Origin of the sequence: Nocardia sp. CC201C (assembly GCF_030010695.1) — a bacterium.
Classification (GTDB): Bacteria; Actinomycetota; Actinomycetes; order Mycobacteriales; family Mycobacteriaceae; genus Nocardia; species Nocardia otitidiscaviarum.
In genome coordinates this window covers 1-14,925 of sequence record NZ_JASCXP010000159.1, presented here as the reverse complement: position 1 = coordinate 14,925, position 14,925 = coordinate 1, and the positions used below count along the sequence as shown (strand labels likewise).

Annotated in this window: 13 protein-coding genes; 10 read left to right on the top strand and 3 right to left on the bottom strand. The window is 69.2% G+C overall.

Features of this window, described 5'->3' with window-relative positions:
- The first annotated feature begins 148 nt into the window (after window positions 1-148).
- Complete coding sequence (locus tag QK444_RS18005; RefSeq protein ID WP_282781794.1) at window positions 149-667, top strand: hypothetical protein; 519 nt, start codon at window positions 149-151, stop codon at window positions 665-667.
- 99 nt (window positions 668-766) lie between these two features.
- On the opposite strand, the gene QK444_RS18000 is transcribed toward QK444_RS18005, so the two are convergent.
- The gene (locus QK444_RS18000) at window positions 767-2,431 is read right to left on the bottom strand and encodes an FAD-binding dehydrogenase (RefSeq protein ID WP_282781792.1); all 1,665 of its coding nucleotides are present in this window, start codon (window positions 2,429-2,431) and stop codon (window positions 767-769) included.
- A 131-nt stretch (window positions 2,432-2,562) separates the two neighbouring features.
- Here QK444_RS18000 and QK444_RS17995 point away from each other — a divergent pair, with 131 nt between their 5' ends.
- Window positions 2,563-3,774: a crosslink repair DNA glycosylase YcaQ family protein gene (locus QK444_RS17995; RefSeq protein ID WP_282781796.1), complete on the top strand. Its 1,212-nt coding sequence runs from the start codon at window positions 2,563-2,565 to the stop codon at window positions 3,772-3,774.
- Window positions 3,775-4,253: 479 nt separating this feature from the next.
- Here QK444_RS17995 and QK444_RS17990 read toward each other — a convergent pair whose 3' ends face one another.
- Together QK444_RS17990 and QK444_RS17985 are read right to left on the bottom strand one after the other, a co-directional pair.
- Window positions 4,254-4,595 carry a hypothetical protein gene (locus QK444_RS17990; RefSeq protein ID WP_039814955.1) on the bottom strand — a complete coding sequence of 114 codons (342 nt, stop codon included), beginning with the start codon at window positions 4,593-4,595 and terminating at the stop codon, window positions 4,254-4,256.
- Between the two features lie 113 nt (window positions 4,596-4,708).
- Window positions 4,709-5,173, bottom strand: a complete 465-nt coding sequence (locus tag QK444_RS17985) for a helix-turn-helix domain-containing protein (protein WP_143981485.1) — start codon at window positions 5,171-5,173, stop codon at window positions 4,709-4,711.
- 98 nt (window positions 5,174-5,271) lie between these two features.
- Here QK444_RS17985 and QK444_RS17980 point away from each other — a divergent pair, with 98 nt between their 5' ends.
- The 8 genes from QK444_RS17980 to tpiA all read left to right on the top strand — a co-directional run.
- Window positions 5,272-6,489, top strand: coding sequence for an MFS transporter (locus QK444_RS17980; protein ID WP_282781789.1), 1,218 nt, complete (start codon window positions 5,272-5,274; stop codon window positions 6,487-6,489).
- 10 nt (window positions 6,490-6,499) lie between these two features.
- Entirely contained in the window at window positions 6,500-8,665 is a 2,166-nt protein-coding gene (uvrC, locus tag QK444_RS17975) for an excinuclease ABC subunit UvrC (protein WP_282781786.1), read from the top strand.
- A gap of 119 nt (window positions 8,666-8,784) precedes the next feature.
- Window positions 8,785-9,741, top strand: coding sequence for an RNase adapter RapZ (gene rapZ / locus QK444_RS17970; RefSeq protein ID WP_282781784.1), 957 nt, complete (start codon window positions 8,785-8,787; stop codon window positions 9,739-9,741).
- Window positions 9,738-10,784, top strand: a complete 1,047-nt coding sequence (yvcK, locus tag QK444_RS17965) for a uridine diphosphate-N-acetylglucosamine-binding protein YvcK (RefSeq protein WP_282781782.1) — start codon at window positions 9,738-9,740, stop codon at window positions 10,782-10,784. Before rapZ ends, yvcK begins: the two co-directional genes overlap by 4 nt.
- The gene (gene whiA, locus QK444_RS17960; RefSeq protein ID WP_029924495.1) at window positions 10,775-11,758 is read left to right on the top strand and encodes a DNA-binding protein WhiA; all 984 of its coding nucleotides are present in this window, start codon (window positions 10,775-10,777) and stop codon (window positions 11,756-11,758) included. The genes yvcK and whiA overlap by 10 nt, the downstream gene beginning before the upstream one ends.
- A gap of 162 nt (window positions 11,759-11,920) precedes the next feature.
- The gene (gene gap / locus QK444_RS17955; protein ID WP_282781779.1) at window positions 11,921-12,940 is read left to right on the top strand and encodes a type I glyceraldehyde-3-phosphate dehydrogenase; all 1,020 of its coding nucleotides are present in this window, start codon (window positions 11,921-11,923) and stop codon (window positions 12,938-12,940) included.
- Between the two features lie 4 nt (window positions 12,941-12,944).
- Window positions 12,945-14,168, top strand: a complete 1,224-nt coding sequence (locus QK444_RS17950) for a phosphoglycerate kinase (RefSeq protein ID WP_282781777.1) — start codon at window positions 12,945-12,947, stop codon at window positions 14,166-14,168.
- Between the two features lie 3 nt (window positions 14,169-14,171).
- Window positions 14,172-14,925 (top strand): triose-phosphate isomerase (gene tpiA, locus QK444_RS17945; protein ID WP_282781775.1); only part of this gene is annotated, 754 nt, incomplete at its 3' end.

Sequence of the window (14,925 nt, the reverse complement as noted above, 5' to 3'; positions counted from 1 at the left end):
CCCTGTGTGCTGGAACACAGTGAGGTCGGGCTGTGGCCATGGTCATAACTTCGCCGCCGCGATTGTCGGATATCGAAACCGTTGGTTAGCGTCGGAATGCGCGTTCGCAGGGGGCGCGCAATGGATGGATGCTCGATGAGGAGTAGCTGTGACTGCGCATTCGGCTGTCGTCGATGAGGTGGAAGCCGATTCGACCGATGCGGACAAGGGTACTCCCGCAGCGTTTTTCGAGCGTGTCTCCGGCGCACTGGGGATCGCACTCCGCGATCGTTCCGAGATCGGCGACGCATTGCGCGCCGAGGTGCCCGCGAAGGTGCGTGAGGCCCGCTACGCGGCCTGGGCCACGGCGGGTTTCGCCGTGCTGCACTGCCTGCTCGCCATTCCCGAGGGCGTGCTCTCGGTACTCGGCAGCGGCGGGCACTTCTTCGCCGCCTGGCTGACCGGGGCGATGGCGGTGCTCTTCGGCATTCGCTCGCGCTGGGTGTGGATCGGTGCGCTGGCGGTATCGAGCCTGCAGACCTTCCTGGGGGTGTTCACGCTGTTCTCGACCGAATTGCCCACGGGGGTAGGGCCGTTCATCGTGCTCGCCGGCATCATGGCCTCGGGCGTCGTACTCGCGCTGCTGCTGCGGCGCGACGTCTACGCCTGGTTCGCCGCCACATCCTGAGTCGACCCCGGTGCGCCGGACGGCGCGCCCGACCGTGATCGGGTCGCGCCGTCGCTCGATCGGCTGTGCGGCGGCCGGTTCGGGTATCGGCCGCGACGATCAGGACAGGGTGCGGGCCAGCGCCCGCCCGGCGGCCCGGCCCGAGAAGATACAGCCGCCGAGGAAGGTGCCCTCCAGGGCGTTGTAACCGTGCACGCCGCCGCCACCGAAGCCCGCCACCTCACCGGCCGCGTACAGCCCGGGGAATGGGGTGCCGTCCGGGCGCAGGACCTGTGAGTCGAGATCGGTCTGCAAGCCGCCCAACGTCTTTCGGGTGAGGATGTTCAACCGCACCGCGATGAGCGGGCCGTGCGCGGGATCGAGGATGCGGTGTGGGGTCGCCACTCGACCCAGTTTGTCGCCGAGGTAGCGCCGCGCATTGCCGATCGCCATCAACTGGGCGTCCTTGCTGAACTTGTGCTCGATATCCCGGTCGCGGGCGACGATCTGGCGTTCCAGGTCGGCGAGATCGAGCTGCGGTCCCCGGGCGATCTTGTTCATACCCTGCACGAGTTCGGCCAGGGTGTCGGCGACGACGAAGTCCGCGCCGTGTCGTTTGAACGCCTCCACCGGCCCCGGTGCGCCCTTGGCGACCCGGCTCTTGAGGGTGAGTTTGAGATCCTTGCCGGTGATGTCGGGGTTCTGCTCGGAACCGGAGAGCGCGAACTCCTTCTCGATGATCGACTGGGTGAGGACGAACCAGGAGTAGTCGTAGCCGGTGGACAGGATCTCCTTCATGGTGGCATTGGTGTCGAAACCGGGGAAACACGGTGCGGGCAGCCGATTTCCGGTGGCGTCGAACCACAGCGAGGAGGGGCCGGGGATGATGCGGATGGCGTGGTCGGGCCAGACCGGATCCCAGTTGTGGATGCCCTCGGTGTAGTGCCACATGCGATCCCGGTTCACGATGCGGCCGCCCGCGGCCTCGGTGATGGCCAGCATGCGGCCGTCCACATGCGCTGGGACGCCGGAGATCATGTGCTCGGGGCAGGGCCCGAGCCGATCGGTGGGCCAGTTGCGGCGGATCAGTTCGTGATTGTGACCGATGCCGCCGGAGGTGATGACCACCGCCTTGGCGTGGAACTCGAACTCGCCCACCACCTCTCGTGACGAGGCCACGCCGCGCTCGGCATCGCTCGGGGCGAGCAGGCTGCCGCGCACGCCGGTGACGGCGTCGTCGCTCACCACGAGATCGTCCACCCGGTGCCGGAAGGCGAATCCCACCTGGCCGCGGCGCTCGGCCGCCAGCACCGGTTCGGCGAAGACACGCACCACTTCGGGGCCCGTGCCCCAGGTGAGATGGAAGCGCGGCACCGAATTGCCGTGGCCGTCGGCGGTCGCGCCGCCGCGTTCGGCCCAACCCACCAGCGGGGTCACCCGCAGGCCGAGGTCGTGCAGGTACCGGCGCTTCTCGGTGGCCGCGAACTCGACGTAGGCGCGCGCCCACTGCCGGGCCCAGTGGTCCTCGTCCGCGCGGTCGAATCCGGCCGCGCCCTGCCAGTCCTGCCAGGCCAGTTCGAGTGAATCCTTGACCCCGAGCCGTCGCTGCTCGGGGGTGTCCACCAGGAACAGTCCGCCCAGCGACCAGAACGCCTGTCCGCCCAGATTGGCTCGGTTCTCCTGGTCCAGCACCAGCACCCGGCGGCCCGCCTGGACCAGCTCGTAGGTGGTCACGAGGCCGGCCAGCCCGGCGCCGACCACGATCACATCCGGATTCTCGATCATGCCCTGTCCTCGGTCGTAGAAGTTCGATACACGACTGTATCGGACCAGGTTAGCCCCGGTGGTAATGACGCGGGAAGGGATTGCCGGAGCGAAGATGTCGGTGGGGCGTGGCAAGGTGGCGATCTGTGCCCATGACCGTCGCCACCGCCCGCCGTATCGCCCTCGCCGCACAGGGTTTCGCCGCCGCCCGGCCCACCGGCACGCCCACCCGCCGTACCGTGCTGCGCGCCCTGGAGCACACGCGACTGCTGCAACTGGATTCGGTGTCGGCGACCGTGCGCGCCCACTACGCCCCGGTGTTCAGCCGGATCGGCGGCTACGACCGGGAACTGTTGGACGCGACGGCCTGGAGCCACACCGCCCGCAGGCCGCGGCGGCTGGTCGAGTACTGGGCGCACGAGGCCGCGCTGCTGCCGGTCGAGGACTGGCCGCTCCTGCGGTGGCGGATGGAGCAGTACCGCAACGGCCGCTGGGGCGGGGCGCAGCAGGTGTTCGCGCGCAATCCGACACTGGCCGACGACGTGCTCGGGGTCCTCCGCGAATTCGGGGCGTGCACGGCCGGTGAGGTGGAGAAGCATCTGGAGCTGGATCGCCCACGGGCCAAGGATCATTGGGGCTGGAACTACAGCGACACCAAGGTGGTCTGCGAGGCGCTGTTCGCCTCCGGTGAGGTGTCGGTGGACAAGCGCGTCGGCTTCCAGCGCTACTACGATCTCACCGAACGCGTCCTCCCCGCCGATGTGCTGGCGCGGCGGATCGACGAGGCCGACGCGGTGCGCGAACTCGTGCGCCGGGCCGCCGCCGCGCACGGCATCGGCACCGAAACCGACCTACGCGACTACTACCGCCTCACCCGCCGCCAGACCGAACCCGCCATCGCCGATCTCCTCGACGCGGGCGAACTCGAACAGGTCGCGGTCGCGGGGTGGGACAAACCCGCCTACCTGCACCACACCGCCCGCACCCCGCGCCGCGTCACCGGCGCGGCCCTGCTGTGCCCCTTCGATCCGCTCATCTTCTTCCGCCCCCGCACCGAACGCCTCTTCGATTTCCACTACCGCATCGAGATCTACACCCCGGCCCACAAACGCGTCCACGGCTACTACGTCTTCCCCTTCCTCCTGGACGGCGAACTCGTCGGCCGCGTCGACCTGCGCGCCGAACGCGCCACCGGCCGCCTCCTGGCCCCCGGCGCCTTCACCGAGCCGGGCCGCGACACCGCGCGCATCGCGGCCGAACTCGCCAAATCACTGCGCGAGATGGCCGACTGGCTCGACCTCGACACGATCGAGGTGGGGGAGCGCGGCGACCTCGCACCCGCACTGGCCGCGGCCGTGCGCTAGGTCGTCGCCGCGGACGTCGGGCGGCCACGACCCTGTGCCGTCGCGCTTCCGGACCGTCGACCGCCGCGGTGCGCGGGAGCATCACCACCGGCAGCGGCCGCCACGCCCGAATTCGCCGTCATGCCGGTCCTGTCCAACGCCATGCTCGCCCGCGCCAATCGTCATGCTGCCCGCGCCAATCGCCATGCTCACCCACGCCAATCGCCATGCTGGTCGAGCCAATCGCCATGCTCGCCCGCGCCAATCGCCATGCTGGTCGAGCCCACGCCATGCTGGTCGGGTCCGCTGTCACGCTGCTCGAGCCCGCGCCGTGGTGGCGGCGTCCGCGCCGCCACGCTGGGGTCCGACGATTCGGGCGACGACGCCGGGGCGGCGGGGGTCCGGCCGTACGGCTCACTCGCCCCACCCGTCGGCTGATCCGCTGTGGTCGCGGCGGGTGGGAACGGGTGGGCGGCCGTCGCCGGGGCGGCGTGCGGCGGTCAGACGCCGTCGGTCCAGGCGTCGAGGGCGATGCCGCGCTTGGATTCGCCGTTGCAGGTGAGGGTCATGGGGGCGAACGGGCGGGCGGAATCGCTGACGATGAAGGTGGGTGCCTGCTGTCCGTGGCCGACGGCGCGGGAACCGAGGCAGCGCACGATGCCCACATACCAGACGTCGTCCGGGCAGGTGAAGGTGACGCTGTCGATACTCGGCCGGTCGATCCGGCAGCCCACGCCCGCGGCCGAGGCGGGTGCCGCCATGGCGGCCAGTCCCGCGGCGGTGAGCAGGACCGCGGAGCCGATGGACAGCGTCCGGCGGTGCGGGCGAAGACGGTTCATCATGGTGAAACTCCCTCGAATCGACCGGTGGTGCTCTGGAACTCCCACCCCATACTGACGTCGGTCGGTACTTCGGAGTGGGAGCCACGGCGGATGCGTCACTCGGCGTGCCGCGCTCACTCGGCGCGCTCACCCACCTTGCGCACCCGGGTGGTCGCCGCGGACACCGGGACGCCCGCCGCGTTCTCCGCCCGCAGCGGCGCGACCGCTCCACCGTCGAGGTCCACCAGTGTCGAGTGAGCCTCCCCGCTGTCGAAGGCATGCCGCTCGCCCCACTGCCGCAGCGCCACCACGACGGTGAACAGATCCTGTCCGGCGGAGGTGAGCGCATAGCTGTGCCGCTTGCCGCCGGGCGCGGTGCTCGTGGTGAGAACGCCGTGGTCGACCAGTCTGCGCAGGCGGTCGGTGAGGATGTTGCGGGCGATGCCGAGGCGTCGCTGGAACTCGGTGAAGGTCGCGGCGCCGTCCATGGCGTCGCGCACGATGAGCAGACTCCACCGATCACCCACCAGGTCGACGGTGCGGGCGACGGGGCAGGTGGGATCGGTCCAGCGGTGGTCGGAACGCGGCGTCGCGGTCATGAACCCTCCCAATCGGTTGCAATGTGAAACCGATACTACCTATGCTCAAACGGTTTCAAATTGCTACTAATCAAGGAGGCGTGGTGGCCGTAGGAGGAGTGACGAGGGAGCGACGTTTCGTCCTGGCCCTGGTGTGCGCGGTGGCCGTATCCACCGTCTACGCGATACAGCCGGTGCTGGAGTCGGCGGGCGCCGACCTCGGCATGTCGCACGAGTCGGTGGGTGCGCTGGTCGCGGCCGGGCAGATCGGCTACTTCGCCGGCCTCGTCCTGCTGGTTCCGCTCGGCGACATGATGAATCGTCGTCGGCTCATCGCCGGTCAGCTGCTGCTCACCGCGGTCGGGACCGCCGTCGTGGCCGTCGCCCCGACCGGCGTCGTCGCACTGGCGGGGCTGGCGTTCGCGGGCCTGTTCGCGGTGGTGGTGCAGGTGACAGTCGCGTACGCCGCGGCGGTCTCCGCGCCGGGCGAGCGCGGCCGCACCATCGGGGCGGTCACCTCGGGCGTGGTGATCGGCATCCTCGGCGTTCGCGTCCTCGCGGGCGCGCTGGGCGACACCGTCGGCTGGCGGGCCGTCTACGCGGTGCTCGCCGTCCTGTGCGCGACGCTCGCGATCGTCGTCCGCGCCACGCTCGACGACGATCGCCCCGCCCTCGCGGCGTGCTACGGGCAGGTGCTGGCCTCGATGGGACGGCTCGCCCGCACCGATCGGCTGTTCCGGAGCCGGGGGCTCATCGCGCTGTTCCTCTTCGCCTCCTTCGGCACCCTGTGGAGCGGGCTGGCGCTGCCGCTGGGCGCGGCGCCCTGGCACCTCGGCACCACGCGGATCGGTCTGTTCGGGCTGGCCGGACTGGCCGGTGCGGTCGGCGCCGCCCGCGCGGGCCGGTGGGCCGATTCCGGTCACGCGCCGGCGATCACCGGAGGGGCGCTGGTGCTGCTGGCCGCCTCCTGGCTGCTCATCGCCCGTACCGAGGCGACGCTGTGGCCGCTCGTCGTCGGTGTGGTCGTGCTCGACTTCGCCGTGCAGGTCGTCCATGTCGGCAACCAGCACCTGCTGACCGCGGCGCGGCCGGATCGGACCGGCGTCGTCATCGGCGGCTACATGGCCTGCTATTCCCTGGGCTCCGCGCTGGGAGCGGTAACGACCACCTGGGCGTACGGCACCTGGGGCTGGTCCGCCTCCTGCGGTCTCGGTGCGGCCTACGCGCTGTGCGCTCTGCTCGTCTGGGCGCTGGCCCGGCCGGTGGCGGGGTCGGGCGCTGTCGCGACCGCCCCGGTTCGGGCCGAGGCGTCGTGTGCTGTCGGACCGGATCAGTAACCTTGGTGCCGTGGCAGATCCCGCGACGTACCGGCCCGCCCCGGGCACCATTCCTGTCGAACCCGGCGTGTACAAGTTCCGGGACGCGCACAAGCGGGTCATCTACGTCGGCAAGGCCAAGAGCCTGCGCAGTCGGCTCAACTCCTATTTCGCCGATGTGGCGTCGTTGCATCCGCGCACCCGGCAGATGGTCACCACCGCCGCCAGCGTGGAGTGGACGGTGGTGTCCACGGAGGTGGAAGCCCTTCAGCTGGAATACAACTGGATCAAGGAGTTCGATCCGCGCTTCAACGTGCGCTACCGGGACGACAAGTCGTATCCGGTGCTGGCGGTCAGCCTCGACGAGGAGTACCCGCGGGTCTTCGTGTACCGGGGCGCGCGCAAGAAGGGGGTGCGCTATTTCGGGCCGTACGCGCACGCCTGGGCCATTCGCGAGACGCTGGATCTGCTGCTGCGGGTGTTCCCGGTGCGCACGTGTTCGAATGGAGTCTTCAAGCGGCACAGCCAGATCGGGCGGCCCTGCCTGCTCGGCTACATCGACAAGTGCTCCGCGCCGTGCATCGGCCGGGTGAATGCGGCCGAGCACCGGCAGATCGTGGAGGACTTCTGCGACTTCCTCTCCGGCAAGACCGACAAACTCGTCAAGGACCTCGAGAAGCGCATGCACGCCGCGGCCGAGGAACTCGACTTCGAGACCGCCGCCCGGCTGCGCGACGATGTGCAGGCGCTGCGGCGGGCGCTGGAGAAGCAGGCCGTGGTGCTCGGCACCGGCACCGACGCCGACGTCGTCAACTTCGCCCTCGACGAACTCGAGGTCGCGGTGCAGATCTTCCACGTGCGCGACGGGCGGGTACGCGGGCAGCGCGGCTGGGTGGTGGACAAATCGGGTGACGCCCTCGACCTGAGCTGGTCGGGCCCGGAGGCGGCAGGCCGCGCAACCACGGAGGGCTCCGACTCGGGTCGTAGCGGACACGGCGGTGCGGCGGCCGGGGGAGAGCTGCCGGCGCTGGTCGAGCAGTTCCTCACCCAGTTCTACGGTGAGCAGTCGGCGGTGGCCGCCCAGTCCGGTGACGAGCATCCCGGTGCCGTGGTCCCGCGCGAGGTGCTGGTTCCGGCCCTGCCCGGCGACGCCGAGCAGGTGCAGCAGTGGCTGTCGGGCCTGCGCGGTTCGGCCGTGCAGCTGCGGGTGCCCCAGCGCGGCGACAAGAAGGCCCTGGCAGAGACCGTGCAGCGCAATGCCATGGAAGCGCTGGCCCAGCACAAGCTCAAGCGCGCCGGCGACCTGACCGCCCGCTCGGCGGCATTGCAGGGCATTCAGGACGCCCTCGATCTGGACAGCGCCCCGCTGCGCATCGAGTGCGTGGACATCTCCCATGTGCAGGGCACCGATGTGGTGGCCTCGCTGGTGGTGTTCGAGGACGGGCTGCCTCGTAAGTCGGAGTACCGCCACTACGCCATCAAGGAGGCGGCCGGGGAGGGGCGCTCCGACGATGTGGCCAGCATCGCCGAGGTGACCCGGCGGCGTTTCGCCAAACTGCGCCGGGACCTCGATGCCGCCGCCGCGTCCGAACTCGAATCCGACACCGAGACAATCGATTCCAGTCTGCCCGGCATCGACCCGAAGACCGGTAGGCCGCGCCGCTTCGCCTATCCGCCCAACCTGTACGTGGTCGACGGCGGCGCCCCCCAGGTCAACGCCGCCGCCGAGGTGCTCGACGAACTCGGCATCACCGACGTCGCGGTGATCGGTCTGGCCAAGCGCCTCGAGGAGGTGTGGGTGCCGAACGAGCCCGACCCGGTGATCATGCCGCGCACCAGTGAATCGCTGTACCTGCTGCAGCGGGTGCGCGACGAGGCGCACCGCTTCGCCATCACGTTTCACCGCAGCAAGCGCTCCCGCCGTATGACCGAATCCGCCCTCGACGCGGTGCCGGGTCTCGGTTCGACCCGCAAAACGGCGCTGGTGACCCACTTCGGATCGGTCGCCAAACTGAAGCAGGCTACGGTGGAGGAGATCATCGAGGTCCCGGGCATCGGCGTGGCGACGGCTACGGCGGTGCTGTCCGCCCTGCGCGGCGACCGCGACCAGGAGGCCGACGACCAGGAGGGGTCCGACCAGGAACGGTCGGGCCGGGAAAGGCGTGACCAGGAAATACGTGTCGGCGACGCGGAGTAACCCGCCAGAAAGGGACACGCCCGGCGTGACGGTCGCCGCACATCGGCGTGTCGCGATGTCGGATCGGTGATCGGTGCAGCATGATCGAGGCAACGCCCAGACACGAACCCCGGTAGGACATGACGCGCGTCGAATCCAGTAGTACAGCGGACAGTGCCCCGACGACAGTAACCCCCGACGATGTTCCCGCCGCGCCCGTCGAGGTCGTCATCGTCACCGGACTATCCGGTGCGGGCCGCGGCACCGCGGCCCGCGTGCTCGAGGACCTCGGCTGGTACGTGGCCGACAATCTGCCTCCCGAGCTGATCGCCCGGCTGGTCGAACTCGGCGCCTCGGCCGATCCCCCCATTCGCAAGCTGGCCCTGGTCATGGATGTGCGCAGCCGGTTCTTCACCGGTGACCTCTCGGCCGTGACCGAGCAGTTGCGCGGCGCGGGCGTGCGCACCCGCATCCTGTTCCTCGAAGCGTCCGATGATGTGCTGATTCGACGTTTCGGCTTCGCCCGCCGGCGGCATCCTCTACAGAGTGAGAGCGCTGACGGCACGCTGTCCGAGGGCATCGCCGCGGAACGGCGTCGGCTGGCCTCGGTCAAGACCGCCGCCGACGTGGTCATCGACACCACCGCGCTGTCGGTGCACCAGTTGCACCGGCGGCTCGAGGAGGTCTACGGCGGCGGTACGCCCACCGCCCTGCAACTGACCGTCCAATCGTTCGGTTTCAAGTACGGAGTTCCCCTGGACGCGGACATGGTGTTGGATGTGCGTTTTCTGCCCAATCCGCATTGGGTGCCGGAACTCCGCGAACAGACCGGACAGGACGCCGAGGTGAGCGAGTATGTGTTGGCGCAGCGGGGCGCGCGGGACTACCTGAGCACCTGCCGGCACCTCATCGACCTCACCACCGACGGCTACCGTCAAGAGGGGAAGCGATACATGACCGTGGCAGTGGGCTGCACCGGTGGCAAGCACCGCAGCGTGGCGATAGCGGAGGCGCTGGGCGGACTGCTCGGTGACGACGTCGACAACGGTTCGGTGGACGTGGTCCGCGTGGTGCATCGGGACCTGGGGCGAGAATGAGCGGGCGGGAGACGAACCCGGCGATCGTCGCGCTGGGTGGTGGACACGGGCTGTACGCGACCCTGACGGCGGTCCGTCGGCTCACCCGCAAGATCACGGCGGTGGTGACGGTCTCCGATGACGGTGGCTCCTCGGGTCGGCTGCGCGCCGAGTTGAGCATGCTGCCCCCGGGAGATCTGCGCATGGCCCTCGCGGCACTGGCCGAGGAGCCCGACGGCGTCTGGGCGCGCACCGTGCAACACCGCTTCGGCGGGACGGGCGCGCTGGCCGGGCATTCGGTGGGCAATCTGATCCTGGCGGGCCTCACCGAGGAGCTCGGTGATCCGGTCGCGGCGCTCGACGAGGCGGGAAGAATTCTGCGCATCACAGGCAGAGTGCTACCGATGTCGCCGCTCGCGCTCACCATCGAGGCGGATGTGGCGGGGTTGGAGGCCGATCCGCGCGTGAGTCGCTGCATTCGCGGTCAGGTGGCGGTGGCGACCACGCCGGGCAAGGTGCGACGTGTCCGATTGATCCCGTCCGATCCGCCCGCCTGCCCGGAGGCGACCTCCGCGATCGAGCACGCGGATGTCGTCGTTCTGGGCCCCGGCAGCTGGTTCACCAGCGTGATTCCGCATGTGCTGGTGCCGGAACTGCACGACGCGCTGGTGCACACGCGGGGTCGGAAGATCTTGGTGCTCAACCTCGCCGCCGAACCGGGCGAAACGGCCGGATTCTCCGCGGAGCGGCACCTGCATGTATTGTCCCAGCACGCACCGGATTTCACAGTCGACGATATTGTGGTCGATTCCGGCTCCGTACCGGAGGGTAGGGAACGCGAACATGTGGCAAGAGCTGCCGAACAGCTGCGAGCACGAGTAACCTTCGCTGATGTCGCCGAGGCGGGGACGGACCGGCACCACCCCGGAAAGCTTGCCGCCGCATTGGATCAGGTGATCCGGCAGCCTCGGCCGGAACTGGCAGGGCTTCGAAGCGAAGGACGGCGTATGGGCCAGCACGTGCGGTCCGGGTTGGGTGGAAAGGAGCGCGTCTCGTGGCGATGACAGCGGAAGTGAAGGACGAGCTGAGCCGACTCACCGTGTCACAGGTGAGTTCGCGCAAGGCCGAGTTGTCCGCACTACTCCGGTTCGCTGGTGGACTGCACATCGTGGGCGGTCGGGTGATCGTCGAAGCGGAGGTGGACATGGGTTCCATCGCGCGTCGGCTGCGCCGCGAGATCTTCGAGCTGTACGGCTACGGCTCGGATGTGCACGTGCTCGGCGCGGGCGGACTGCGCAAAACCTCCCGGTATGTAGTACGAGTTTCCAAGGAGGGCGAGGCGCTCGCCCGGCAGACCGGATTGCTGGATGTGCGCGGTCGGCCGGTTCGGGGTTTGCCCGCGCAGGTGGTCGGCGGCAGCATCTCCGATGCCGAAGCGGCCTGGCGCGGAGCGTTTCTCGCGCACGGGTCGCTGACCGAACCGGGACGCTCCTCGGCCCTCGAGGTGAGCTGCCCGGGACCGGAGGCGGCGCTCGCGCTGGTGGGCGCGGCCCGCCGCATGGGCATCTCCGCCAAGGCGCGCGAGGTGCGCGGCACCGATCGCGTGGTGGTGCGCGACGGCGAGGCCATCGGCGCGCTGCTCACCCGGATGGGCGCGCAGGACACCCGGTTGACCTGGGAGGAGCGGCGGATGCGCCGCGAGGTCCGGGCCACCGCCAACCGCCTGGCGAATTTCGACGACGCCAATCTGCGCCGCTCGGCCCGTGCCGCCGTCGCCGCCGCGGCCCGGGTGGAACGCGCGCTGGAGATCCTCGGCGACGACGTGCCGGACCACTTGGCCGCCGCGGGCAAGCTGCGCGTGCTGCACCGGCAGGCGTCGCTGGAGGAGCTGGGCCAGCTCGCCGATCCGCCCATGACGAAGGACGCTGTGGCGGGCCGTATTCGGCGACTGCTGTCGATGGCGGACCGCCGCGCCAAGGAGCTCGGCGTGCCCGATACCGAATCCGCCGTCACCGCCGAACTGCTCGAGGACGCGTGAGACGGACCGTTCGGTAGTCGGTGAGCTGGGAACACCCCCGGTCGGGATGGGAGTTCACATCCCCGGGGGTGTTTCTGTGATGTTCCCCGCCGGGTTTAGGGTTAGTAGGCAACGGAAAAGATTCCGCGACGCAATTCCGCGACACAACTGAGGAGCGATAACGTGACTGTCCGGGTAGGCATCAACGGCTTCGGCCGCATCGGACGTAACTTCTTCAGGGCGGTCGAAGCGCAGAAGGCGCTCGGCACCACCGACATCGAAATCGTCGCGGTCAACGACCTCACCGACAACGCGACGCTGGCAACCCTGCTGAAGTACGACTCGATCCTCGGTCGGCTGCCGCAGGACGTCTCGCTCGACGGCGACGACACCATCGTGGTGGGCGACCAGCGCATCAAGGCGCTGGCCATCAAGGAGGGCCCGGCGGCGCTGCCGTGGGGCGACCTGGGCGTCGACGTGGTCGTGGAGTCCACCGGCATCTTCACCGACGCCACCAAGGCCAAGGGGCACCTGGCCGCGGGCGCGAAGAAGGTCATCATCTCCGCCCCGGCCAAGGGCGAGGACATCACCATCGTCATGGGCGTCAACGACGACAAGTACGACGGTTCGCAGAACATCATCTCCAACGCGTCCTGCACCACCAACTGCCTCGGGCCGATCGCGAAGGTGCTGCACGACTCCTTCGGTATCGAGCGCGGTCTGATGACCACCGTGCACGCCTACACCCAGGACCAGAACCTCCAGGACGGCCCGCACAGCGACCTGCGTCGCGCCCGTGCCGCCGCGCTGAACATCGTTCCGACCGGCACCGGTGCCGCCAAGGCCATCGGCCTGGTGCTGCCCGAGCTGCTCGGCAAGCTGAACGGCTACGCGCTGCGGGTGCCGGTCCCGACCGGCTCGCTCACCGACCTCACCGTGGACCTGGCCAAGGCCGCCTCGATCGACGAGGTCAACGCTGCCATGAAGGCGGCCGCCGAGGGCCCGATGAAGGGCATCCTGAAGTACAACACCGATCCGATCGTCTCCTCCGACATCGTGACCGACCCGCACTCCTCCATCTACGACGCGCCGCTGACCCAGGTCATCGACAATCAGGTCAAGGTCGCCTCGTGGTACGACAACGAGTGGGGCTACTCCAACCGTCTGGCCGACCTGATCGGCCTCGTCGGCAAGTCGCTGTAAACCTATGGCGATCAAGACACTCCAGGATCTGTTGAGCGAGGGTGTCGAGGGTCGGGGCGTGCTGGTGCGCTCCGACCTGAACGTTCCCCTCGACAACGGCGTCATCACCGATCCGGGCCGCATCATCGCGTCGGCACCGACCATCAAGGCTCTCGCCGAGGCGGGGGCGAAGGTGGTCGTCACCGCGCATCTGGGCCGCCCGAAGGGTGAGCCGGACCCGAAGTTCTCCCTCGCCCCGGTCGCCGAGCGGCTGGCGCAGGAGCTGGGCCGCAATGTGCAGCTCGCCGGTGACGTGGTGGGCCAGGACGCCCTCGCGCGCTCCGAGGGCCTCACCGACGGCGATGTGCTGCTGCTGGAGAACGTGCGCTTCGACGCCCGCGAGACCAGCAAGGACGACGCGCAGCGGGCCAAGCTGGCGGCGGCACTGGTCGAGTTGGTCGGCGACGACGGTGCTTTCGTCTCCGACGGTTTCGGCGTGGTGCACCGCAAGCAGGCGTCGGTGTACGACGTGGCGAAGCTGCTGCCGCACTACGCCGGTGGCCTGGTCGCGGCCGAGACCGAGGTGCTGAAGAAGCTCACGGAGAACGCCGAGCGACCGTACGCGGTGGTACTGGGCGGCTCCAAGGTCTCCGACAAGCTGGCGGTCATCGAGGCGCTCGCGCCCAAGGTCGACACCCTGGTGATCGGCGGTGGCATGTGCTTCACCTTCCTTGCCGCCCAGGGCCTCCCGGTGGGCTCCTCGCTGCTGCAGGAGGAGATGGTCGACACCTGCAAGAAGCTGCTGGAGACCTACGCCGACGTCATCCACCTGCCGATGGATATCGTCGTCGCGGACTCCTTCGCGGCCGATGCCGAGTCAAAGGTGGTGCCCGCCAACGAGATTCCCGATGGCTGGATGGGCCTGGACATCGGTCCGGAGTCGGTGAACCGCTTCGCGGCGTTGCTCACCGAGGCCAAGACGGTGTTCTGGAACGGTCCCATGGGCGTCTTCGAGTTCGAGAAGTTCGCCGCGGGTACGCGCGGAGTTGCCGAGGCGATTGCCACGGCGACCGGCAAGGGCGCGTTCACCGTGGTCGGCGGTGGCGATTCGGCCGCGGCCGTGCGCACCCTGGGGCTGCCGGACGACGGTTTCTCGCATATCTCCACCGGCGGCGGCGCGTCGCTGGAATACCTGGAGGGCAAGGAACTTCCCGGTATCGCCGTGCTCGACGACGCGGCGGAGGGCTGAATCATGGCGCGTAAACCGCTCATCGCGGGCAACTGGAAGATGAACCTCAATCACCTCGAGGCCATCGCCCTGGTGCAGAAGATCGCGTTCGCCCTGCCGGAGAAGTACTTCGCCAAGGTCGACGTGACGGTGATCCCGCCGTTCACCGACATCCGCAGCGTGCAGACGCTGGTGGAGGGCGACAAACTGCTCGTCACCTACGGCGCGCAGGACGTCTCCACCCACGAGTCGGGCGCGTACACCGGCGAGATCAGCGCGGCCATGCTGGCCAAGCTGGGCTGCACCTATGTGGTGGTCGGCCACTCCGAGCGGCGTCAGTACCACCTGGAGGACGACGCCACCGTGCTCGCCAAGGCCAAGAAGGCCCTGGAGCACGGCCTGACTCCGATCGTCTGCATCGGTGAGGGCCTGGGTGTGCGGGAGGCGCAGACGCACGTCGAGTACAACCTCGAGCAGTTGCGCGGTTCGCTGAAGGGGCTGTCGGCCGAGGACATCGCCAAGGTCGTCATCGCCTACGAGCCGGTGTGGGCCATCGGCACGGGTAAGGTCGCCACTCCCGCCGACGCCCAGGAGGTGTGCGGGGCCATCCGCGCCGAACTGGCCGAACTGGCGAATCCGGAGGTCGCGGCGTCGGTGCGTGTCCTCTACGGCGGTTCGGTGAACGCCAAGAACGTCGGCGAGCTGGTCTCCCAGACCGATATCGACGGCGCGCTGGTCGGCGGTGCCTCGCTCAAGGGTGACGAATTCGCCACCCTGT

Excerpts from the sequence above, each read along its gene's own strand:
- yvcK (WP_282781782.1), top strand. The coding sequence starts at position 9,738 with ATGAGCGGGCGGGAGACGAACCCGGCGATCGTCGCGCTGGGTGGTGGA.
- QK444_RS17985 (WP_143981485.1), bottom strand. The coding sequence starts at position 5,173 with ATGACCGCGACGCCGCGTTCCGACCACCGCTGGACCGATCCCACCTGC.
- QK444_RS18000 (WP_282781792.1), bottom strand. The coding sequence starts at position 2,431 with ATGATCGAGAATCCGGATGTGATCGTGGTCGGCGCCGGGCTGGCCGGC.
- rapZ (WP_282781784.1), top strand. The coding sequence starts at position 8,785 with ATGACGCGCGTCGAATCCAGTAGTACAGCGGACAGTGCCCCGACGACA.
- QK444_RS17950 (WP_282781777.1), top strand. The coding sequence starts at position 12,945 with ATGGCGATCAAGACACTCCAGGATCTGTTGAGCGAGGGTGTCGAGGGT.
- QK444_RS17990 (WP_039814955.1), bottom strand. The coding sequence starts at position 4,595 with ATGATGAACCGTCTTCGCCCGCACCGCCGGACGCTGTCCATCGGCTCC.
- QK444_RS17995 (WP_282781796.1), top strand. The coding sequence starts at position 2,563 with ATGACCGTCGCCACCGCCCGCCGTATCGCCCTCGCCGCACAGGGTTTC.